Here is a 19515-nt window from a genome sequence, read left to right as displayed (position 1 = left end):
AAAAATAAAATAATGGAAAGTAATAAGAATAAGAAATCCACATTCCCTCTACCTCCTAAGAAGAAAAAGAGAAAAGGAATTCGCGGGTGGATCGCCTTTATCTGGTTCTGTTTCCTTGCAGTAGTTTTCAGTATTGCAGGGCTTTTCTTTGCCATATCCGAAGGCTTTTTTGGATATATGCCAGATACTACAGAGCTGGAAAATCCGGATATTTATATCGCCTCTGATATCTATTCATCAGACGGAGTACTGCTTGGGCGTTTCGAGAAGGAAAAAACCCAACCTGTTACCTATAAAGACTTGCCTCCTCACTTGGTATATGCCCTGCAAGCAAAGGAAGATGAGCGCTTCAAGGAGCATTCGGGTATAGACCTGAAATCCGTAATCCGAGCGATACGCTACACAGGTAACCGCGGGGGTGGCTCTACCATTTCTCAACAGCTAGCAAAACTACTCTTCACCAAAGAACCCTCTAAAAACAAAAGGGAAAGAGCTTTGCAGAAACTCAAAGAATGGGTAGTTGCCGTAAGCCTTGAAAAGAGATATACCAAAGAAGAAATCATCACTCTTTACTTTAATAAATTTGATTTTCTCTATAATGCCAATGGAATTGAAATGGCATCAAAAGTCTATTTCAATAAAAAGGCAAAAGACCTCTCTCTTCCAGAGGCAGCAATGTTCGTAGCAATGCTGGAAAACCCCGTGAGGAACAACCCTATGAGAAATCCTGAAAGGGCAAAACACCGTAGAGATGTGGTACTCGATAAAATGTTAGAAACAGGCTATATAGACCCTGCTACCCATCAAAAAGCAGTAGATACACCTGTTGAAGTGGATTATCAGCCTGTAAAAACCATCAACGAAGGCTATTCTGCCTACTATAAATATTATCTAAGAAAAGAAATCAACCAGTATTTAGACGAGTACGAAAAGAAAACAGGCAAGAAGCTCAACCTCTATAAAGACGGCTTAAAGATTTATGTAACCTTAGATTCTAAGATGCAAAAATATGCCGAAGATGCCATTAAAGAGCACCTCACAGCACTGCAAAGAAACTTTGACAACCAGCAAAAGCACAACCCTAAGCGACCATTCTACCATATCAGTAAAAAGCAGATAGACCACATTATGCTACAAGCAATGAGGCGCACAGGTAGATATAAACAATTGGCAAGAGAGGGTATTCCTGAGGATTCTATTATTATGGAGTTTCAAAAGCCAGTACAAACCTCCATCTTCACCTGGAAAGGAGAGGAAGAAGTAGAAATGTCTCCTTATGATTCCATCCGTTACCACAAGCAAATCGCTCAAGCGGGGCTTATGGCGATGGTTCCTTCCTCTGGGGAAATCCGTGCCTGGGTAGGGGGTATAGATTGGAAGCACTTCCAGTATGACCACATCAAGCAAGGGAAAAGGCAAGTAGGCTCTACCTTTAAGCCTTTCGTCTATGCTACTGCCATTATGAGATTAGGGCTCACCCCTTGCTCTACCGTATCCAATGCCACCTATGTAAAAGGCAGATATGCGGTGAAAGGCTCTGGCGGTATGATTACCCTAAAACAAGGCTTAGGATACTCTAAAAACCCCGTAGCGGTACGGCTTGCCGAAATGGTAGGAACAGAAAATGTAATACAACTCGCAAGAGACTTAGGCGTAACCGAGCATATCGATACCTCCCTCCCTATGGCGCTCGGTACTTCCGATATTACGATCTACGAAATGCTCGGCGCGTATTCTACATTTGCCAACTTTGGAAACTATACCAAACCTGAGATGATCTGGCGTATAGAAGATGCTAACGGTAGAGTAGTAAAAGAAGTGAAAACCGAACAAAGAGAAGTAATGAACGAGCTCTATGCCTATACAATGATCGATATGATGAAAGGCGTTACTCAGTTTGGTACTGCATCTGGCGAATTAAGGCGAAGAGGCATCTCCGCAGCAGTAGAAATAGCAGGGAAAACAGGTACCACCCAAAAGAACTCCGATGGATGGTTTATGGGCATCACACCGAACCTCGCTACTGGCGTTTGGGTAGGCTGGGAAGACAGAGCCACCCACTTCCTAAGCACTGGCGAAGGACAAGGGGCTAAAATGGCTCTCCCAATCTGGGCTATCTTTATGAAAAAGGTATGGGCAGATAAATCTCTCGGTATCTCACCCGACGATAAATTCATAAAACCCTCTGATTGGACGGGCGATTGTGGAGACCTCCAAGGACTCAGTGGAGGCTACGGCGATGTAGGGGGGCTCCGAACCATAGAAGAAATACAAAACGGTTCTGGTAATGGCTCTTCTAACGGCTCCAATGGAAAGAAAGAAGATAATGCCAATGACAACCTCAACACAGGTCAAGACATAGACTTCAATCAATAAGCGGGCAGTTGGCTTTTAGCTTCTGGCTTTTAGCGATAAGTAATAGACTATATTAGTTTTAGGGCGACCCTTTGGGTCGTCCTTAACTGTTTTTAGCCCGTAGCACAGAAAGCACAGCTTCCAGCTGTGGGGCGTCAAATTATTATTCCTATATTTGCTGAGAATTTTAAAATATAGTGCAATGGTATTACCTAAGTTTTTATTAGCAGACAATTCAGAGTTTCCAGAGGATTTATTCGTGGTACATACGGAATATCCTCGTTTTATCCTCAATGTAGAAGAGGAAGAGGTTGAGTGGCTTGATGATTTGGAAGGTGATGATGAGGAATCTATCGCCGATGAAGCTACAAAAGTAGTAGAAGCAGCTTTTAAATGGTGTGATGAGGAGCTTTCTAAGTATGATGATGAAGAGGAGGAATAAAACTTCTGAATACAAAAATAAAAGGAACTCAATAGAGTTCCTTTTTTCATTATTGTTTGCTGAGCTTCATCAGTAGCAATCCGTCTTTGTAGAGCTCCAGACTGTTGCCAGAGACTACATATTTATTAGCCGAGGAGAGCATATTGAGGAAGTTTTTCTCTACTGACATATTCTTACAAAACATTTTTGTAGCGCCAATCTTACTCGCCGAGAAACTTCCCGAATCAGGGGTAAGTCTCAGCTCACCGAAATAGTCATTACAACCTGCATTACCTGAGATTTTCCCGTTTTCTATCCTTAGCGTAGGCAATTTGCCCTTTATATTATCTGCCAAAACCCATTGGGTTCCAGAGATGGATGGCTGAGCTTTGCCTACCTTAGAGGCAGAGCGAGACACGGGAGTACAAGCCGTTACCAAAAGTATAATACTGAGTAGTGCGATTAACTTTTTCATCTTTTTATAGGTTTAAATGTGTTATCTTAAACTAGCTCCAAAGTCTTTCTCAAAGGTTTTTATGAGGGTATTCATTACCTCATTAATGTCTTTATCCTCCAGAGTTTTTTCTTCGTTGAGGAGCTCAAAGCTCATCGCATAAGATTTTTTACCTTCTGGGAGATTCTTGCCCTCATATACATCAAATAGATTGATGGCTCTAAGGTATGGAGATTTATTTTTCTGTGCTGCAGAATAGAGCTCAGCATAGGAAACAGCCTTGTCTACAAGCAGGGCAAGGTCTCTCCGCACGATATTAAACTTCGGAATATCTACAAATTTGAAGTTATCCTTTAGCCTAAGCTGATTGGCTATTTCTACTTCTATCTCCGCATAGAAGCAGTCCTGCTCTATATCAAAAGTTTTTAAGAGCTCAGCAGATACTTTGCCTATTCTGGCAATGGTTTTATCGGAGCTCATTATCTCAATGGCATCAGTAAAGCGTTTATCGTTAAGAGATTTTTCGGTTGATTGAATGCCGAGCTTCTCCAATAAGATACTCACATAACCTTTGAGGTGATAGAAGTTGGTTTCAGATTTAGGCTGGAGCCAATTCTCTCTTAAATCTCTACCAGAAACCAAGATTGCAAGCTGCTTTCTCTCGTTATATTCATCTGTTTTATGATAGATTTTTCCGAGCTCAAAGAATTTTATATCTGGATTTTTCCTGTTAATATTATAAGCGGCATTCTCCAAAAGCCCCTCTAAAAGGGAAGTTCGCATATAAGCGAGGTCGGAGCTCAGCGGGTTAAGGAGTTTCACGGCGGTTTCAGAAACAAATTTCTCAGCGGTGAGGGAGTTATTCATCACCTCAAAAAAGCCTTGACTTTGCAATGCTCTTGCCCAAAAGTTTTCAAGAGCATCCTGGTCGTTATTATCCAACTTTACTGGGGTAAATGAAATCTTTGATGGCGCCTCAATCTTATTGTAGCCATAAATTCTGAGGATTTCTTCTATTACATCTATCTCTCGGGTTACATCTGCTCTGTATGCGGGTATGGAGATTTCCAGTCCGTTTTGTATCTCGTTGATAATTTCTATCTCCAAAGAGCGGAGGATTTCCTTGATTTTCTCTCGGTGTATCTTGGTTCCGAGTATTTCATCTATCTTAGAATACCTTAAAATCACTTTAAAGTCTTCTATTTTCTTAGGATAATTCTCTAAAAGTTCTCCTACCAATGTGCCTCCTGCCACTTCGGTAATGAGTTGAATAGCGTGGGTAATGGCTGTCTTGGTATTGTTGGGATCTACCCCTCTCTCAAATCTGAAAGAAGCGTCGGTATTTAGTCCGTGTGCTTTTGCAGCTTTCCTTACTGCTACAGGATTGAAATACGCACTTTCCAAGAAAATACTCGTAGTTTCTTCGGAAACGCCAGAATCTTTACCTCCCAATACTCCTGCAATGCACATCGGTGAGTTATTTCCATCTTTAATGATGATTTCTGAGCCATTTAAGGTTCTTTCTACACCATCCAAAGTTGTGAATTTAGTCCCTGCCGGAAGCGTCCCCACCTTTAGTTTTTGCATTGCTATTTTATCTGCATCAAAGGCATGAAGCGGTTGCCCTAATCCGTGGAGGATATAGTTGGTAATATCTACAATATTATTGATTGGGCTAAGTCCAATCGCTTTTAATCTGTTTTGCAGCCACGCTGGCGAGTCTGCTACTTTTACACCTTTTATTATCGCTCCAATATATCTTGGGGTGAGCTCTTCATCTTCTACCTCGATACTGAAACTGTGCTCTCCCTCAGAAGAGAGAGGCAGGGTTTTTAGTTTTTCAAACTCTGCTTTTAGTTGGTTTGAGGTAAGGAATGCATTGAGGTCTCGTGCTACCCCATAGTGAGACATTGCGTCGGTACGGTTAGGAGTAAGCCCGATTTCAAAGATTTCATCTTTTTCTATCTCAAAATAGTTGGAAAAATTACTTCCTACTGTATATTTTTTAGGGTCTAAGACCATTATTCCTCCGTGATCATCGCTTAATCCGAGCTCATCTTCGGCACAAATCATTCCTTGAGATACTTCTCCTCTGAGTTTTGCTTCTTTTATCTCGAAGAAATTTCCCGTTTTATCATAGATTTTAGTGCCTACTACTGCTACGGGAACGGTTTGCCCAGCCTCTACATTAGGCGCACCACAGACGATATGTAGGATATTTCCATTTCCTGTATCTACGGTGGTTAGTTTGAGTTTGTCAGCATTAGGGTGTTTCTCGCAAGTAAGGACTTTACCTACAACAATCCCTTCCAGACTTCCTCTTATACTCTCATATTTTTCTATACCTTCCACTTCCAAACCTATGTCTGTAAGGTATTCACCTACTTTTTCGGTTTTTAAATCGGTTTTAATGAATTCTTTTAACCAGTTGTTAGAAATTTTCATCTGCTTTAATATAAGTTTTATTCAAAATCTGAGCGAGCATTAAGCCTTTACATCAGATTTTATAAAGTATTTTTTTTGAATATTCGCTTGATAATAATATTAATATCTGTGTTTATCAGCTGCCAAGGTATTTAAAACAAATTTGAGATTTGAACTTATCTCCAAATCCCAAATTTATTACAGTATATTTTAAATTATAGTCCAATTACTGGCATAGAAAGCATTAAGATACTCTCCCCATCTTCTAATCCATCTACTGGTTCTATAATACCTGGTCTATTCGCCTGAGACATCTTAATAACAATATCCTCAGAACCTAATACTGCCAACATTTCGGATAAGAACTTAGAGCTAAACCCGATATTGATATCTTCACCACTGTAGTCGCAAGGGATTTGCATATTCGCTTTGTTTGCATATTCGGTATCCTCTGCGTGTAAGTGGAGAATATTGCCTGACAGCTTAAATCTCACTTGATTGGTAGATTTATTAGACATAATAGATGCTCTGCGGATAGAGCTCAGAAGCAAGCTTCTGTTAATCGTAAGCACATTAGGATTTTCTTTCGGGATTACAGCAGAATAATTAGGATACTTACCATCAATTAATCTACATACCCAAATATGATTACCCAATGTGAACTTCGCCATATTCTCATTGAAGTCTATTTTTACTTCTTCATTTGTGGAAGACAGAATACCTTTGAAGATAGACAGTGGTTTTTTCGGCATAATGAAACTCATTGGCTCATCGGAAGTGATGTCTGTACGCTTATAAACCACTAATCTGTGGGAATCTGTTGCTACAAAATTCGTCTCTTCCTCACCAAACTGGAAGAGCACCCCTGTCATTACAGGGCGAAGAGAGTCATTGCTCGTTGCAAAGAGCGTATTTGCCAATGCTTCAGAAAGCACACCAGACAGTACGCTAACGGTTTTAGCTACATCAAATTCTGGCATATCAGGATAGTCCTCCTCATTATCCAAAGCTACAGCAAAGTTATCTTTCTCATCTAAGATTTCTAACTGCTTACCTGTACCTTCGTCATTATTCTTTACAGAAAGCGTAAGCGGTTGCTCATTATAGGTTTTCACAAAATCCTGAAAAATCTTTGCTGGAACAGCGATTTTCCCTGTGTCTTCGGACATCACTTCTAATGAAGTAACCAGTGTAGTCTCTCCATCGGAAGCCGTTACCGTAAGTTTATTCTGCTCTAATTGGAATAAAAAGTTTTCTAAAATAGGTCTTGATTGTGAGTTAGATATTACTCCACCCACAGTTTGTAATGCCTTTTGTAATTCGCTACTTGAAACTATAAATTTCATTTGTAATCAATTTGATACAAAGATAATAATTTAGTTGAAATATACTTAAAGTGAGTATTTATTTTTACGAATATTTATCTGTAATCCTCGCTCTAAAGATAAAATACACAGCTTAATATCAGAGTATTATTATTAAAGATACTTTTTTATAAAAATTAAATTTTAACATTATTTTATAGGTGTTCTAAACTCACCATAGCTCAAAATAGCATCATAGTTTTTTCCAAATGGGCGATAGTAGAGCAATGCCTGATACAGATTTTCGGTTTGCCAGAAATTACCATTTATCTCGCCATAGTCTGGAGCTTCATTAGGTGATTGAGTAGCCAGAATATAGTTATAAAAACCTTGTTTAAGGTAGATTTTGGCTTCGTACATTTTCAAGGTTTCATTATAAAACATTTGGTTTGTCTTGCTGGGCTGGAAGTCATTAAACCCTCCAAGTACGAATATATTTTTATTCACCGGTTCTGAGGGCAGATAGAAATGCACCCAAGAATAATCCCCTTCTTTATCTGGGTTTCGCTCAATGCCAGTATCCGTCCTTCGGAAGTAGTAAGCACCATTTACATCGGGCTGATACTGATAGCTGAGAGGGGAAGTCCACACAGGATGAAGATGAGTATGAAAGACTCCTCCTCTATTTTCAGCTTGAGCCACGGTGTCAAAAGACTGGTCTATCATTCTATTATTAAAGTAGTAGAATTCATTATTCCCCGCAAAAGCCAAGTTCATTTGCTGGAAGAGGAGCTTATTCCCCAAAGCAGAAGTCGGTTTCAGGTTGGTTAGCATACTCTGCCAATTATTATTTTGCATTAGGCTAAGGCTCATCGAGCTGATATTATTCGTTAGATTATTCCCAAGCACCTGCACCTGTATTCTCTGGTTGAGATGAGAATTTTTCGTCTCTTGCAACCTCGAAACATTAATACCGATATTAGCATTCTTCTCCACGATGCAAAATCGCTTTGTGAATAGTGGCTTATCTGGATTATCCTTATAAACGATGATTTCAAAATTCCCAGATATAATAGGCTGCATCTTCTCATTAGGAAACTGAAGCTCGTAGTGAGTATATTTCTGATGGGTATTAAATGAATACTGAAAATGCTCTATCAAGGCATTAAGATTTCCTTTTGCATACTCGGTAAAGAAGAGGTTATCATCATTCCAGTCTCTATCAAAATGTTTAAATGTATAGCGATAGACCGTACTTTGGTTAGACAGGTCATCAAATTTTAAAACCAATTGTTCACCGAAGCTAATAATAGGCGTATGGTCATTCGTATTTGGGTTGAAGAGCTGTATGCCATTAATCTCTTGCCCAGAAAGCATTACTGAGATAAGAGAAAGCATTAAAATAAACTTTTTCATAAGGAAGGCTTGAGTTGAGATAGTAGAAACTCCCCAGCATATTGGGGAGTTTTATTTTTATTTCCATTTGATATTACACCCCATACTTGGCCGTTGATTTTCGTCCTGAGGCTCTCCTGCCAGCAGATTTTCAAAGGCGATGATGAGGTCTTCACCCGTAATCTCTTTTGAATTGCCAGGTCGGGAATCATCCATTTGCCCACGATAGACGAGGTCGAGTTTATCATCAAAGAAGTAGAAATCTGGCGTGCAAGCCGCATCATAGGCTTTTGCAATGCTCTGACTCTCATCATAGAGGTAAGGAAAATCAAATCCCTTCTCTATCTGAAATTCTATCATCTTCTCTGGAGCATCCGCAGGGTATTGCACTATGTCATTAGAATTAATTGCGATAAACTCAATCCCTTTCTCTTGATAATCCTCATAAAGTTCTGTGAGTTTATCAATAATATGAAGGACGAAAGGGCAGTGATTACACATAAAGATAACCAGTGTTCCTTTCTCGCCTTTCAGGTCGTTGAGCGATTGCACTTCATTGGATTTTGACGGATTCGGTAGCTCAAAATAAGGCGCCTTTGTGCCTAATGCAAGCATATTAGATGGTGTTCTTGCCATTGTATTCTCTTTTTTTATTGGAGCAAAGATAAGGATTCTTCCAAAGGATTGAGATAGCCTACCCAATGAATATCCTCTTCCCCTCTGTACCAAGTCAGCTGCCTCTTGGCAAAGCGGCGAGAGTTCTTTTTTATCTCCGAAATGGCAAAATCCAAGCTCCACTCTCCCGAAAGATACTTGAAAATCTCCGTATAGCCCACCGTCTTCAGGGCTACCGATTCCTTATATGGCAAAAGGCTTTTCACCTCATCTACCAGCCCATTTTCTATCATTTGCTCCACCCTGAGGTTTATCCTTTCATAAATCACCTCACGAGGGGCTTCTATCCCGATTCTCAGCGTTTGAAAATCCCTTTTTGCTTTGGGAAAGGCTATAAGCTGAGAATATTTCTCACCCGTTTGCCAAATAACATCTATTGCTCTGAGCAATCGGCGCGGGTTTTCCAAATCCACCCTATGATAATAGTCCTCATCAAGGTTTTTTAATAGGTCTTGAAGCTGTGCTAAGCCCTCCTCTTTCCAGATTTTTTGGAGCTTTCTTTGGTTTTCCTCATTCGCCTCCGGGAGGTCATTCAGCCCCCGTATCAATGCCTTTTCATACATCATACTCCCCCCAACCAAAACGATATTATCATAAGTCTGGAAAAGTTCATCTACCTTCTTCAAGGCATCGATTTCAAACTGCCCGATAGAATATGAATCCTCCACCGAAAGATGCCCCACAAAATGGTGCCTAGCCAAGCCGAGCTCCGCCACCGTAGGAGCTGCCGTACCAATGGGCATCTCCCTAAAAAACTGACGAGAATCGCAAGAAATAATCTCAGCACCCAGCGCCCTTGCAAGCCCTATAGCGAGTTTCGTCTTGCCTATCCCCGTAGTACCAACAATAGAAATAATCCTTTTCACCCCACAAATATACGGCTTCCAGCCGACGGAATTAGCACCAACCCAGCGGATACACCGTAGCCGGTGAGGCATTTAATTTTTTTAATAATAAAATAGATTTCTATCCAACGGAATTAGTACCAACCCAATGGATACGCCGTAGCCGGTGAGGCATTTAATTTTTTTAATAATAAAATAGATTTCTATCCGACAGAATTAGCACCAACCCAATGGATACGCCGTAGCCGGTGATACACCTACTTGCGTGGGGAGTACACTTAGCCAGAATAACTACCCACTCTGTAGCTGATGGAGATTTTTTAATAGTCAATGACTACCCTTTAAGAGATTTTACAAAGGAAAAGCCCCTGTAATCAGAGGCTTTGTTTTAATTTAATGTATTATTTGTTTTAAGAGACCAGATATGGAAGCGATTAATCTCTTTCATCAGTTTTGAAAGGCAGAGTGAGAGGATAGCAATGTCATCCGTAACGCCAAAGAATGGGATAAACTCAGGAATAAGGTCTATCGGAGAGATAATGTAGATAATACCGAGCAAAGGGAGGAGGATATTCAGGGTTTTGGGTTTGTACTCGCCCTTAATCCAAAGCCCTATCATACGGAAGAGGCTGGGGATTTTCCTTATTTCCTTTCGGTTTTTGTAGGCTTGTTTTATCAAGTATAGTTTTGAATATTTCATTTCATTATGATTAGCGATGGCAAGATAGCAGAATCTATACCAAAGGTTTTAGCGAGAAAGGTTGTCTATAAACTGATGGATATTGGAAGAATTCCAGTCAAGGGCGCCTGTTTCTTTCTTGAGAATCTGTCCCCGATTGCTGATAATAAAAGTAGTGGGGAAGGATTTCGGGAGGAGCTTATCGGAAATAGGACTTTCAGCGATGTATACAGGAGCGGTGTATTTATTTTCCTCCAAAAACTTGCGTACGGCAGGCTCTTCATCTTGCATTGCGATAAGGACGAAGTTGAGTTTATCCTTTTTAGCCTCATAGAGTTTTTGTATGCTGCCCCACTCTTGCCTACACGGAGGGCACCAAGTGCCCCAGAAGTTGAGGAAGAGCATTTCATCTTTAAAGTCTGCCAAATTGGCATTGGGGGTATTAATACCTTTTAATGAGATATTATAATCGTCGGCTGAAATGCTTACAGCTTCCTGAACTTTGGCTATGGGGAGAAAGAGCTCTTGAAGTTTTTCCCTCACAGAGGGTACGAGGAATACAATAGCGATGATAAGTGCAATAATAGCGTACAGAATATTCTTTTTCATAGGCTTGGAATAAAAGAAAAGAGCCAAGAAAAAGGAAATATATCCCTCATCCTTGGTTCTTTTTATGGTGGTTTGATATTAAATCAGATCTAAAATCTCGGCAATAGTGTCTTTACCTTTGTTCTTCGCGTAATAAACCTGAAGGTCGTTATAAAACTGCTCACGAGGGTAGTTTTCTGGGTCTGCCTTAAACTTTTTAAGGAGTTCTACGCCATAAGCGGGTCTTGGTCCCCAAGTATTGATAACCTCATCATCTTCATTGAGAATGAGCACCTTTGGAATTGCTTGTGCACCGTTGGTGAGGAATTGGTCTATCAAGGAGTGGTCGGAATCGCGATAGAAGAATCTCACTTCATTTTCTCCCTCAAAAAACTGGTTGATGACAGGAGCACTCTGGCTGGAATCTCCGCACCACGCCTCGGTGATGATAAGGATTTTACCTTTGAAATTTTTGTTTTTAAGAGCCTGTACATCTTCCTCTGATTTCTTAAAGGTCTTAATCGCTCTATTCATCCTTTGCAGAGCGAGCTCATAGTATTGTTTTTTATCTACTTCGTCTTGGTTTTTAGGATTGTTGAGTTTTTCTTCTGCATCTTTTAGGTATTCGCTAAATGAAACTGCCTTGTCCCAATACTGTTTAATACTCATAGTTTATTTATTTTTTGGGTTTAAGATTATTTATTATTTGATTTTTGATTTAAAGCTTCGTTGATATTTTTCCCACTGCTCTTTTGTAGAAACTTTCTTATACTCTTCATCTTTTATAAAGGTAAGATACGGCTCTATTTCCTTAGCGGTAAGTGCTCCTCTCAGGTTGGTAATGAGGTCTTGCTTAGCATCAAAGAAAGCAATGGTCGGATAGCTGTATATCCCCATAAATCGGGTGAATTCGTGTATTGTATTCCTTCCAGAGGTATTTTTTCGGAAGTTAGGATTTGCAAAAGCTACTCCTTTGTAATGCACTGTTTCTGCACCTTCGGCATTGAATTTCACAGGATAGAAGTTCTCATTAATGAGCTTCACAATTTCGGGATGGGTAAAGGTTGTGCTTGCCATTATCTTGCACGGACCGCACCAATCGGCATATATATCTACCAATATTTTCTTAGGGCTCTTTTCCTGTGCTTTTACGGCTTCGTCAAAGGTCATCCACTTGATACTTTGGGCTGATGAGAGCTGTGCAAGTATCAGAGATAGAATTAATACGAGTTTATTCATCGTTTTGATATTGATTTATTAAGTATTAAAGTACAACTATTGTACTTCCTGCATTAGTTTTTTGATAAACGGTGATAGCAAAATGAGTACCACACCCGCAATAAGAGCGTATATTCCGAGTGTTTTGTAGCCATCGGTATAGGCAGCTAAGCTCACCACTGCCGAAGCATTTTCATCTGCTTGAGCAAGGTTTGCCCCGATGAGCCCTGCTACATACTCTCCGTATGCAGATGCAAGGAACCACATCCCCATCATAATACCTTGCAACTTCTCGGGGGATAGCTTCGTCATAATAGAAAGCCCGATAGGGGAAAGGAACAATTCTCCCAATGCAATAACAAGCAGTGCTATCGTAAATATATCCAATGAGCTTTTCCCATCTATGGCAAAGAACCTCGTAGCGAAGAGTACATAATAGCCAAGCCCAAGGAAGATAAAGCCTAAACCGAATTTTATAATCGAGTTAATTTCTATCTTTTTCTTGCTTAGCCACAACCAAAGCAATCCCAATACAGGCGCTAAGGCTATAATAAAGAAAGATATTGCAGAATTATTTACTCCATTAGGGTCAACTGTAATCCCCAGCAAATTATCATTTAAGTTTTTAGCCGCAAAGATGCTGAGAGAGCCTCCGCTCTGCTCATATATCCCCCAAAAGATAATCGAAAAGAGAATGAATATCAATGCTGCCCAGAGCTTATTTCGCTCTACTTTGGAGACGAACCTCATCTCAACGAAAAGATAGATGAGCGTAAGTGGCCCAATCGTATACATAAAGTAATCGGTATATTCTGGGTTAGACACCATTATCTGGATAACGGGTATAAAAACCAGTGTAAGCAGATATACCGCATATTCAGACCACTTCGGTAGGGGCTTCGTTTTTACTATGGCATCGGGGTTGCCAGGTGCAAGACCTATAGGTCCGAGCTTCTGTCGGGTAAAGTAGAAATTAATCAGGCTAACGACCATTACAACCGCAGTGAGCCCAAAGGCTACATTCCAGCGGTAGGCTTCTTCTATAACAGAAGCAAGCATATATCCTTTACCAATCGCTACACAGATATACCCTCCGAGGAATGCTCCAAGGTTTATCCCCGCATAGAAGAGTGAGAAGCCTGCATCTCGCCTGTCATCATCATCTCGGTAGAGTTTCCCTACGATGGTAGAGATATTCGGTTTAAAGAAACCTGTACCTATGATAATAAACGACAGCCCAAGAAAGAAAAAGGTATGAGGATCAACTGCGAGGAGGGCGCTCCCAACAATCATCATAATACCGCCCCAGAACAAGGATTTCCTAAAACCGAGAATCTTATCTGCAAACAGCCCACCTATAAAGGTAAAAGCATATACAAAGGCTTGGGTAGCGCCGTATTGTAAGGTAGCTTCTTTCTCATTAAAATTCAGCTGATGTACCATAAAGAATACGAGCATCCCTCGCATACCGTAGAAGCAGAACCTCTCCCACATCTCAGAGAAGAAGAGGCTCCATATCTGTACAGGATATTTACCTTTGAAGTTTTGTACTTTTTCCAGTGTATACATTAAAAAGAGGTTGCCTTCATTAGAGAAAACAACCTCGCAAATGTATAAAATCTTATTAAATAATCCGCTCTGCCATTATTTCACACCGTGCATCAGCTTGCGAATAGGTCTATTGAGGAGTATCAGCAAGAGACCGCATATCATTACAAAGCCAGAGATATAAGTGAACACCTCACCTGCACCGAGTTTTGATACCAGCCCCGCAATATAGCCTCCTATAATATTAGCTAGCGAAGAAGAAAGCATCCATACTGCCATAAGTACTGATGCGAGCTTTGGTGGGGAGAGCTTTGTAACTACCGATAAGCCCACTGGTGAAAGGCTGAGCTCCCCAATCGTATGGAAGAAATAAGTAAGGATAAGCCACATCATCGCTGCTTTATTTGCTGTATCATTAATATCTCCATTCGCTGCTCTTTCATAAACCGCTCCCAGCATAAACCAGAAGCCTATCCCGAGGATAATCATCCCTATTCCCATTTTCACTGGCGTAGAAATACTCTTTCCGAGCTTCGTGCCCCAGAAGATACTAAATAGAGGAGCAAGAGTAACGATAAAGAATGGATTAACCGACTGGAACCAAGCGGAAGGAACAGTAAATTCTTCAAAGAAAGGGATATGTACCTCTCTATTAATAAAATTCTTTGTATATAAAGATAGTGAGGAACCCGCCTGCTCAAAGCCTGCCCAGAAGAAAGTTGCGAATATTAATAGAATAAGAATTACAGATATACGCTGTTTCTCTTGTGCTGAGGTAAGGATTTCCCCCGTTTCAGGGTTTTTAGAAAGCTGGGTCTCGTCTACCACTGCCGATACTTTCCCCACAGGCTTCTTACCGAGGTCTCCAAGGAATCTCTGCGCAAATAGATTAAATATCAGCTGCCCCAAAAGCATTCCTAAACCAGCAGCTAAGAACCCATATTTATACCCATACGCAATACTTCCATCTGCATTAGTTGTTGCAAAATAGTCCTCTGTCAGGTATCCTATCACAATCGGTGCAAACAATGCCCCGAGGTTTATTCCCATATAGAAAATAGAAAACGCTGAGTCTCTCCTCTCATCACCATCTTTATACAGACCTCCTACTAAAGTAGAGATATTCGGCTTAAAGAACCCATTCCCTATAATTAAAAGAAAAAGTCCAAGATAAAGCCCCACCTGTGTATTGATGGCAAACAGAGTAAACTGCCCCAGCATCATTGTAACTCCTCCAATCGTTATGGAAAGTCTTTTCCCCAGATATTTATCTGCAAGCCATCCTCCAATAAGGGGAGTAAAATATACAAGCCCAGCAAAGTTACCATAGAGTGCCATAGCGGGTACTTCATCCATCTCAAGGCCGCCTTCTATGAATTTTGCTGTAAGGTAAAATGTAAGGATCGCTCTCATTCCATAATACGAAAACCTCTCCCACATTTCTGTGAAGAACAGGAGGTATAATCCTTTCGGGTGTCCTTTTTTCTTTACTACTGTTTCCATTATTTCTTCTTTTTCTTATTTAAAAGCGGACAAATATAGTTTTTTTTATTACATACACAATAAAAAAGCTGATGGCTTCTGGCTTTTAGCTTATAGCTTCTAACAGTAAGCTCACTAATATAGCATCTTAGCAATATATAGTAGACAATAAATGTAAATACCTAATAATGATAAATATCATAATTATATCAACTATATAAAAAAGACTTATATTTGGCAAATTTATAAGCTAAAATTTTGGAATTAATAAACCAAGAATTTAATATCAAAACAAGAAAGTTAATAATAGGAGGAAGCCGAAAATCCTGAAAAGAGTAGGCTCTCAATTTAATTTTTTTTAATGAAAAAGTACCTTTTAATGGCAGTATCAGCATTAGTGCTATCTGCTACAGTAGTGAACTGTTCACGAAATGATGACCCAACACAGGAACAACGACCTGTAATTCCAGCATCGGATTACCAACTAAGTGCCGATGGCACAACCCTAATCGCCTGGAAAAATGAGAATACAACTGATTTAAATCTTAAAGATGACCCAGTATTAGGCAAAATTACCAGCATAGATAACAATGACCGATATACAGGAGTATTTAGAAAACATCCTAAACTTAAAAGTATCATCCTTCCTGAAAATCTTACTCACCTTGAAGATGAGGCATTTAATGAATGTTCAAAACTGGAAAGCATAACATTTCCTGATAAATTTACAACAATTTTAGAGAGAACTTTTAAACAATGTACCGCTCTTGCCTCTATTGACCTTAAAAATGTGACGACTATTAATACAGGAGCTTTTGAGAAGTGTACAAGCTTAAAAAGTATAAACTTTTCTACTCAATTAGCAACAATAGGAAACGAAGCTTTTTGGGACTGTTCATCACTTACCTCAATCAGTCTACCTGCAAGCCTAACTTCTATTGGGGATAGCGCATTTCAAAATTGCAATAGCTTAAATACCATAACCATTCACAGAAAGGAGCCCCCTACACTAGGAGACTGGGCATTTTATGGCACCTCAATAGGAAGTATTTTTGTACCCGAAGTAGCGGATTATGAAAATGCAAAAAATTGGAGTGCCTATAAAGGTAAAATATTCAAAATAAAGTAAAAAAGTACATAAACTTTATTAAACAGATTAGTGGGCGCCCTATGTGGCGCCCACTAATCATTTGTTATAGCCAAAAGCCAATTGCTACCTTAGGCTTCCAAGATATAAGTAAACATTAAGGGTGCACAGATGGTAGCATCAGACTCTACGATGTATTTTGGGGTATCTACATCTAATTTCCCCCAAGTGATTTTTTCGTTGGGTACGGCACCAGAGTAGGAACCATAAGAAGTAGTAGAATCTGAAATCTGGCAGAAGTAAGACCAGAAAGGTACATCTTCCCACTCCAAGTCTTGATACATCATAGGAACTACACAGATTGGGAAGTCCCCTGCAATTCCTCCTCCCACTTGGAAAAAGCCTACGCCTTTACCTCCTGAGTTGGCTCTGTACCATTCGGTAAGGTATACCATATACTCTATCCCTGATTTTACGGTGCTGGCTTTCAGCTTTCCTTTGATGACATTAGAGGCGAAGATATTCCCCGTAGTAGAGTCTTCCCAGCCTGGGCATACGATAGGCAAGTTCTTCTCAGCAGCAGCGACTATCCAAGAATCTTTTGGGTCTATTTCGTAGTATTGTTCGAGTACGCCAGAATTTACCACTTGGTAAAGGAACTCGTGTGGAAAATACCTCTCGCCCTTTTCTTCGGCTGCCTGCCACACATCTTCGAGGTGCTTTTGCAGTCTTCGGAAGGCTTCTTCTTCGGGGATGCAGGTATCGGTTACTCTGTTAAAGTGGTTATCGAGCAGCTCTCTTTCCTGCTCTGGGGTCAGGTCTCGGTAGTTGGGCACGCGCTTGTAGTGGGAGTGTGCCACGAGGTTCATCACATCTTCCTCTAAGTTTGCTCCCGTACAGGAGATGATTTGTACTTTATCCTGACGAATCATTTCTGCAAGGATTTTCCCAAGCTCTGCGGTAGACATCGCTCCCGCGAGGGTAATCATCATCTTACCTCCATCATTCAAATGGGCTACATAGGCTTTGGAAGCATCTACGAGAGTAGCGGCATTAAAGTGCAAGAAGTATTTCTCAAGGAAATCTGAAATAGGTCTATTGTTCATTTCGTTTTAATTTAATGGTCGCAAAGATAAATCATATAATATTAATGCAGATGATGCAGAAGCTCCCTCCAAAGACTGAAATAAATACCGTACTTTTGCCCCCGCTGAAAAAGTTAGAACAGAAAATGCAAGAGATTGTTCAGATATTGAAAAATGGCGGTACGATACTCTACCCTACGGATACGATTTGGGGTATCGGTTGTGATGCGATGAATATAGATGCGATTAATAAAGTATTTGATATCAAGAAGCGGGAAAAGAATAAATCGATGATTATCCTCGTAGATACCGAGCAGAGATTGCAAAGTCTAGTAGAAGTACCCGAAATGGCGTGGCAGATTATTGACCTTAGCGAGAAGCCCATTACCATAGTTTATGAAGAAGCTAAAACACTCCCCAAAGAGCTCTTAGCAGAAGACGGCAGCATAGGAATCCGTTTGGTGAAAGATGACTTTTGCCGAAAGCTCATCTCCAAATTAGGAAGCCCGCTAGTCTCTACATCGGCGAATTTCAGTGGAGAGAAAAGCCCACAGAAGTTCTCAGACATCAGCGCTGAGATAAAATCAGCCGTAGATTATATCGCTGAAGGGCATAGAACGGAGGTAGCTAAGTACCCCGCATCATCTATCATCAAAGTCTGGAAAGACAATAGAGTTAAAGTCATTAGAGCCTAATTACCCCCCCCCCCTAAAATCTTCTCAGGATGAAATCCAAAGCCCTTATTTTACTCGTGTTATCAGCCTCCATCTCGGCATTTGCCCAGCGGAAGAAGCCTTTCTTAAAGGAGCTAGACTCCATCTATCAAAAGAAATGGGAAGCGGCTATGCCTACGATAGACAGCTTGGAAAACCCCACCTACATCAAGATCGGGAGCCGACCGAAAGACAGCCTCATCGTTCGCGAAAAACCCGCTCTCACCGCCATACCCTATGACGAAATCCCCATCACCCCCTATGGACTGATGAAAAACCCTAACCGACCATCAAAATGGCTGTTCTATGGGCAGAACAATCTTACCTTTAATCAATCCTCCTTCTCCAACTGGAATGCTGGAGGTAATAATAATGTAGGCGTCATCGCAAAGCTCAATTACAACCTTATCTATAAATACAGCAGACACTATCTGGAAAACACCTTTAAGTTTGGCTACGGGCTGGTAGATTCCGAAGGGCAAGCCACCCGAAAAACGGAGGATTATATCAATATAATGACCAATTACGGCTATGAAATCGGGCAATCTTACTACCTCTCCACGGGCTTCCAGTTTATCTCCCAATTTACACGGGGGTACAACTACGCCGCTACGCCAGACCCTAAGAAAGACGACCGTATCTCTAAGTTTATGTCCCCCGCCTACCTCAATCTCGGGCTCGGGATTTCCTATAACCCGCAGGAAAATTTGCAAGTAATCTTCCGCCCGCTCAATGGGCAATTTACTTTCGTAACCGATCTGCTCCTCCAAAAAGCAGGGAAGTACGGTCTGGAAAAAGACGGACAAAGCCTCCGTGCCGAGCTCGGAGCAAGGCTCAACATCCTCTACCGATTCAAAATCTACAAGGATATCCTCTTCACCCACCAGCTCAACCTCTTTGCCAACTACCTCACCCACACCGAGCGCGTAGATATCGCCTACACGGGCGTTATCAATATGAAGTTTAATAAATACCTCAACGCAAATATCTCCCTCGACCTCACCTATGACCACGACCAGATAAAAAAACTCCAGCGAAAACAAACCCTCGGCATAGGGCTCTCCTACAATCTCGGCTCCGAAACCAAATCCAAAAATGCCAAACTCCTAAAGCCCGTAGGGTTTAAGCAGTAGGCGATGTGCGGTTAGTTTACAATAATTGGCGACTGGCTTCTAGCTTCTGGCGGTGTATGGATAGTTTGCGATAAACGCCTGCCACGCTGTGGCTGCCACACCTGCAAGG

At 40.8% G+C, this 19515-nt stretch carries 18 protein-coding genes; 5 read left to right on the top strand and 13 right to left on the bottom strand.

Features of this window, described 5'->3' with window-relative positions:
• Positions 1-12: 12 nt before the first annotated feature.
• Both D8991_RS02070 and D8991_RS02065 read left to right on the top strand, forming a co-directional pair.
• A complete protein-coding gene (locus tag D8991_RS02070) occupies positions 13-2376 on the top strand; it encodes a transglycosylase domain-containing protein (RefSeq protein WP_120488537.1) in 2364 nt (787 codons plus the stop codon).
• Between the two features lie 181 nt (positions 2377-2557).
• Positions 2558-2797, top strand: a complete 240-nt coding sequence (locus tag D8991_RS02065) for a hypothetical protein (RefSeq protein WP_120488536.1) — start codon at positions 2558-2560, stop codon at positions 2795-2797.
• Between the two features lie 49 nt (positions 2798-2846).
• Here the strand turns inward: D8991_RS02065 and D8991_RS02060 are convergent, their stop codons facing one another.
• The 12 genes from D8991_RS02060 to D8991_RS02005 form a co-directional block, all read right to left on the bottom strand.
• The gene (locus D8991_RS02060; protein WP_120488535.1) at positions 2847-3251 is read right to left on the bottom strand and encodes an META domain-containing protein; all 405 of its coding nucleotides are present in this window, start codon (positions 3249-3251) and stop codon (positions 2847-2849) included.
• A 21-nt stretch (positions 3252-3272) separates the two neighbouring features.
• Complete coding sequence (gene pheT / locus D8991_RS02055; RefSeq protein ID WP_120488534.1) at positions 3273-5675, bottom strand: phenylalanine--tRNA ligase subunit beta; 2403 nt, start codon at positions 5673-5675, stop codon at positions 3273-3275.
• Between the two features lie 194 nt (positions 5676-5869).
• Complete coding sequence (dnaN, locus tag D8991_RS02050; RefSeq protein ID WP_120488533.1) at positions 5870-7000, bottom strand: DNA polymerase III subunit beta; 1131 nt, start codon at positions 6998-7000, stop codon at positions 5870-5872.
• Positions 7001-7168: 168 nt separating this feature from the next.
• Positions 7169-8374 carry a type IX secretion system plug protein gene (locus D8991_RS02045; RefSeq protein WP_120488532.1) on the bottom strand — a complete coding sequence of 402 codons (1206 nt, stop codon included), beginning with the start codon at positions 8372-8374 and terminating at the stop codon, positions 7169-7171.
• A gap of 57 nt (positions 8375-8431) precedes the next feature.
• A complete protein-coding gene (locus D8991_RS02040) occupies positions 8432-8989 on the bottom strand; it encodes a thioredoxin family protein (RefSeq protein WP_120488531.1) in 558 nt (185 codons plus the stop codon).
• A 14-nt stretch (positions 8990-9003) separates the two neighbouring features.
• The gene (gene miaA, locus D8991_RS02035; protein ID WP_120488530.1) at positions 9004-9894 is read right to left on the bottom strand and encodes a tRNA (adenosine(37)-N6)-dimethylallyltransferase MiaA; all 891 of its coding nucleotides are present in this window, start codon (positions 9892-9894) and stop codon (positions 9004-9006) included.
• A gap of 367 nt (positions 9895-10261) precedes the next feature.
• Positions 10262-10573 carry a YkvA family protein gene (locus D8991_RS02030; RefSeq protein WP_120488529.1) on the bottom strand — a complete coding sequence of 104 codons (312 nt, stop codon included), beginning with the start codon at positions 10571-10573 and terminating at the stop codon, positions 10262-10264.
• A gap of 48 nt (positions 10574-10621) precedes the next feature.
• On the bottom strand, positions 10622-11161 hold the full coding sequence (locus D8991_RS02025) for a TlpA family protein disulfide reductase (protein WP_120488528.1): 540 nt from the start codon (positions 11159-11161) through the stop codon (positions 10622-10624).
• A gap of 78 nt (positions 11162-11239) precedes the next feature.
• Positions 11240-11803, bottom strand: coding sequence for a thioredoxin family protein (locus tag D8991_RS02020; RefSeq protein WP_120489669.1), 564 nt, complete (start codon positions 11801-11803; stop codon positions 11240-11242).
• A gap of 39 nt (positions 11804-11842) precedes the next feature.
• Positions 11843-12379: a thioredoxin family protein gene (locus tag D8991_RS02015; protein WP_120488527.1), complete on the bottom strand. Its 537-nt coding sequence runs from the start codon at positions 12377-12379 to the stop codon at positions 11843-11845.
• Between the two features lie 36 nt (positions 12380-12415).
• Positions 12416-13927, bottom strand: coding sequence for a peptide MFS transporter (locus D8991_RS02010; protein ID WP_120488526.1), 1512 nt, complete (start codon positions 13925-13927; stop codon positions 12416-12418).
• Between the two features lie 75 nt (positions 13928-14002).
• Entirely contained in the window at positions 14003-15409 is a 1407-nt protein-coding gene (locus D8991_RS02005) for a peptide MFS transporter (protein WP_120488525.1), read from the bottom strand.
• Between the two features lie 340 nt (positions 15410-15749).
• Between D8991_RS02005 and D8991_RS02000 the strand changes: the two genes are divergently transcribed.
• Positions 15750-16517: a leucine-rich repeat domain-containing protein gene (locus tag D8991_RS02000; RefSeq protein WP_120488524.1), complete on the top strand. Its 768-nt coding sequence runs from the start codon at positions 15750-15752 to the stop codon at positions 16515-16517.
• A gap of 89 nt (positions 16518-16606) precedes the next feature.
• On the opposite strand, the gene D8991_RS01995 is transcribed toward D8991_RS02000, so the two are convergent.
• Complete coding sequence (locus D8991_RS01995) at positions 16607-17581, bottom strand: deoxyhypusine synthase family protein (protein WP_120488523.1); 975 nt, start codon at positions 17579-17581, stop codon at positions 16607-16609.
• 125 nt (positions 17582-17706) lie between these two features.
• Here D8991_RS01995 and D8991_RS01990 point away from each other — a divergent pair, with 125 nt between their 5' ends.
• Positions 17707-18255, top strand: a complete 549-nt coding sequence (locus tag D8991_RS01990; protein WP_120489668.1) for an L-threonylcarbamoyladenylate synthase — start codon at positions 17707-17709, stop codon at positions 18253-18255.
• A 29-nt stretch (positions 18256-18284) separates the two neighbouring features.
• Entirely contained in the window at positions 18285-19406 is a 1122-nt protein-coding gene (locus D8991_RS01985) for a DUF3078 domain-containing protein (RefSeq protein ID WP_120488522.1), read from the top strand.
• Positions 19407-19515 lie beyond the last annotated feature (109 nt).

It is taken from the genome of Bergeyella cardium (assembly GCF_003614945.1).
Classification (GTDB): domain Bacteria; phylum Bacteroidota; class Bacteroidia; order Flavobacteriales; family Weeksellaceae; genus Bergeyella_A; species Bergeyella_A cardium.
Note: the sequence above shows the minus strand (reverse complement) of the source record. Positions and strands in the feature narration are given on the sequence as shown.

What these genes read in the sequence shown, in the direction of transcription:
- D8991_RS02070 (WP_120488537.1), top strand. Translation starts at nt 13, where the DNA reads ATGGAAAGTAATAAGAATAAGAAATCCACATTCCCTCTACCTCCTAAG.
- D8991_RS02065 (WP_120488536.1), top strand. Translation starts at nt 2,558, where the DNA reads ATGGTATTACCTAAGTTTTTATTAGCAGACAATTCAGAGTTTCCAGAG.
- D8991_RS02060 (WP_120488535.1), bottom strand. Translation starts at nt 3,251, where the DNA reads ATGAAAAAGTTAATCGCACTACTCAGTATTATACTTTTGGTAACGGCT.
- pheT (WP_120488534.1), bottom strand. Translation starts at nt 5,675, where the DNA reads ATGAAAATTTCTAACAACTGGTTAAAAGAATTCATTAAAACCGATTTA.
- dnaN (WP_120488533.1), bottom strand. Translation starts at nt 7,000, where the DNA reads ATGAAATTTATAGTTTCAAGTAGCGAATTACAAAAGGCATTACAAACT.
- D8991_RS02045 (WP_120488532.1), bottom strand. Translation starts at nt 8,374, where the DNA reads ATGAAAAAGTTTATTTTAATGCTTTCTCTTATCTCAGTAATGCTTTCT.
- D8991_RS02040 (WP_120488531.1), bottom strand. Translation starts at nt 8,989, where the DNA reads ATGGCAAGAACACCATCTAATATGCTTGCATTAGGCACAAAGGCGCCT.
- D8991_RS02030 (WP_120488529.1), bottom strand. Translation starts at nt 10,573, where the DNA reads ATGAAATATTCAAAACTATACTTGATAAAACAAGCCTACAAAAACCGA.
- D8991_RS02025 (WP_120488528.1), bottom strand. Translation starts at nt 11,161, where the DNA reads ATGAAAAAGAATATTCTGTACGCTATTATTGCACTTATCATCGCTATT.
- D8991_RS02015 (WP_120488527.1), bottom strand. Translation starts at nt 12,379, where the DNA reads ATGAATAAACTCGTATTAATTCTATCTCTGATACTTGCACAGCTCTCA.
- D8991_RS02010 (WP_120488526.1), bottom strand. Translation starts at nt 13,927, where the DNA reads ATGTATACACTGGAAAAAGTACAAAACTTCAAAGGTAAATATCCTGTA.
- D8991_RS02005 (WP_120488525.1), bottom strand. Translation starts at nt 15,409, where the DNA reads ATGGAAACAGTAGTAAAGAAAAAAGGACACCCGAAAGGATTATACCTC.
- D8991_RS02000 (WP_120488524.1), top strand. Translation starts at nt 15,750, where the DNA reads ATGAAAAAGTACCTTTTAATGGCAGTATCAGCATTAGTGCTATCTGCT.
- D8991_RS01995 (WP_120488523.1), bottom strand. Translation starts at nt 17,581, where the DNA reads ATGAACAATAGACCTATTTCAGATTTCCTTGAGAAATACTTCTTGCAC.
- D8991_RS01990 (WP_120489668.1), top strand. Translation starts at nt 17,707, where the DNA reads ATGCAAGAGATTGTTCAGATATTGAAAAATGGCGGTACGATACTCTAC.
- D8991_RS01985 (WP_120488522.1), top strand. Translation starts at nt 18,285, where the DNA reads ATGAAATCCAAAGCCCTTATTTTACTCGTGTTATCAGCCTCCATCTCG.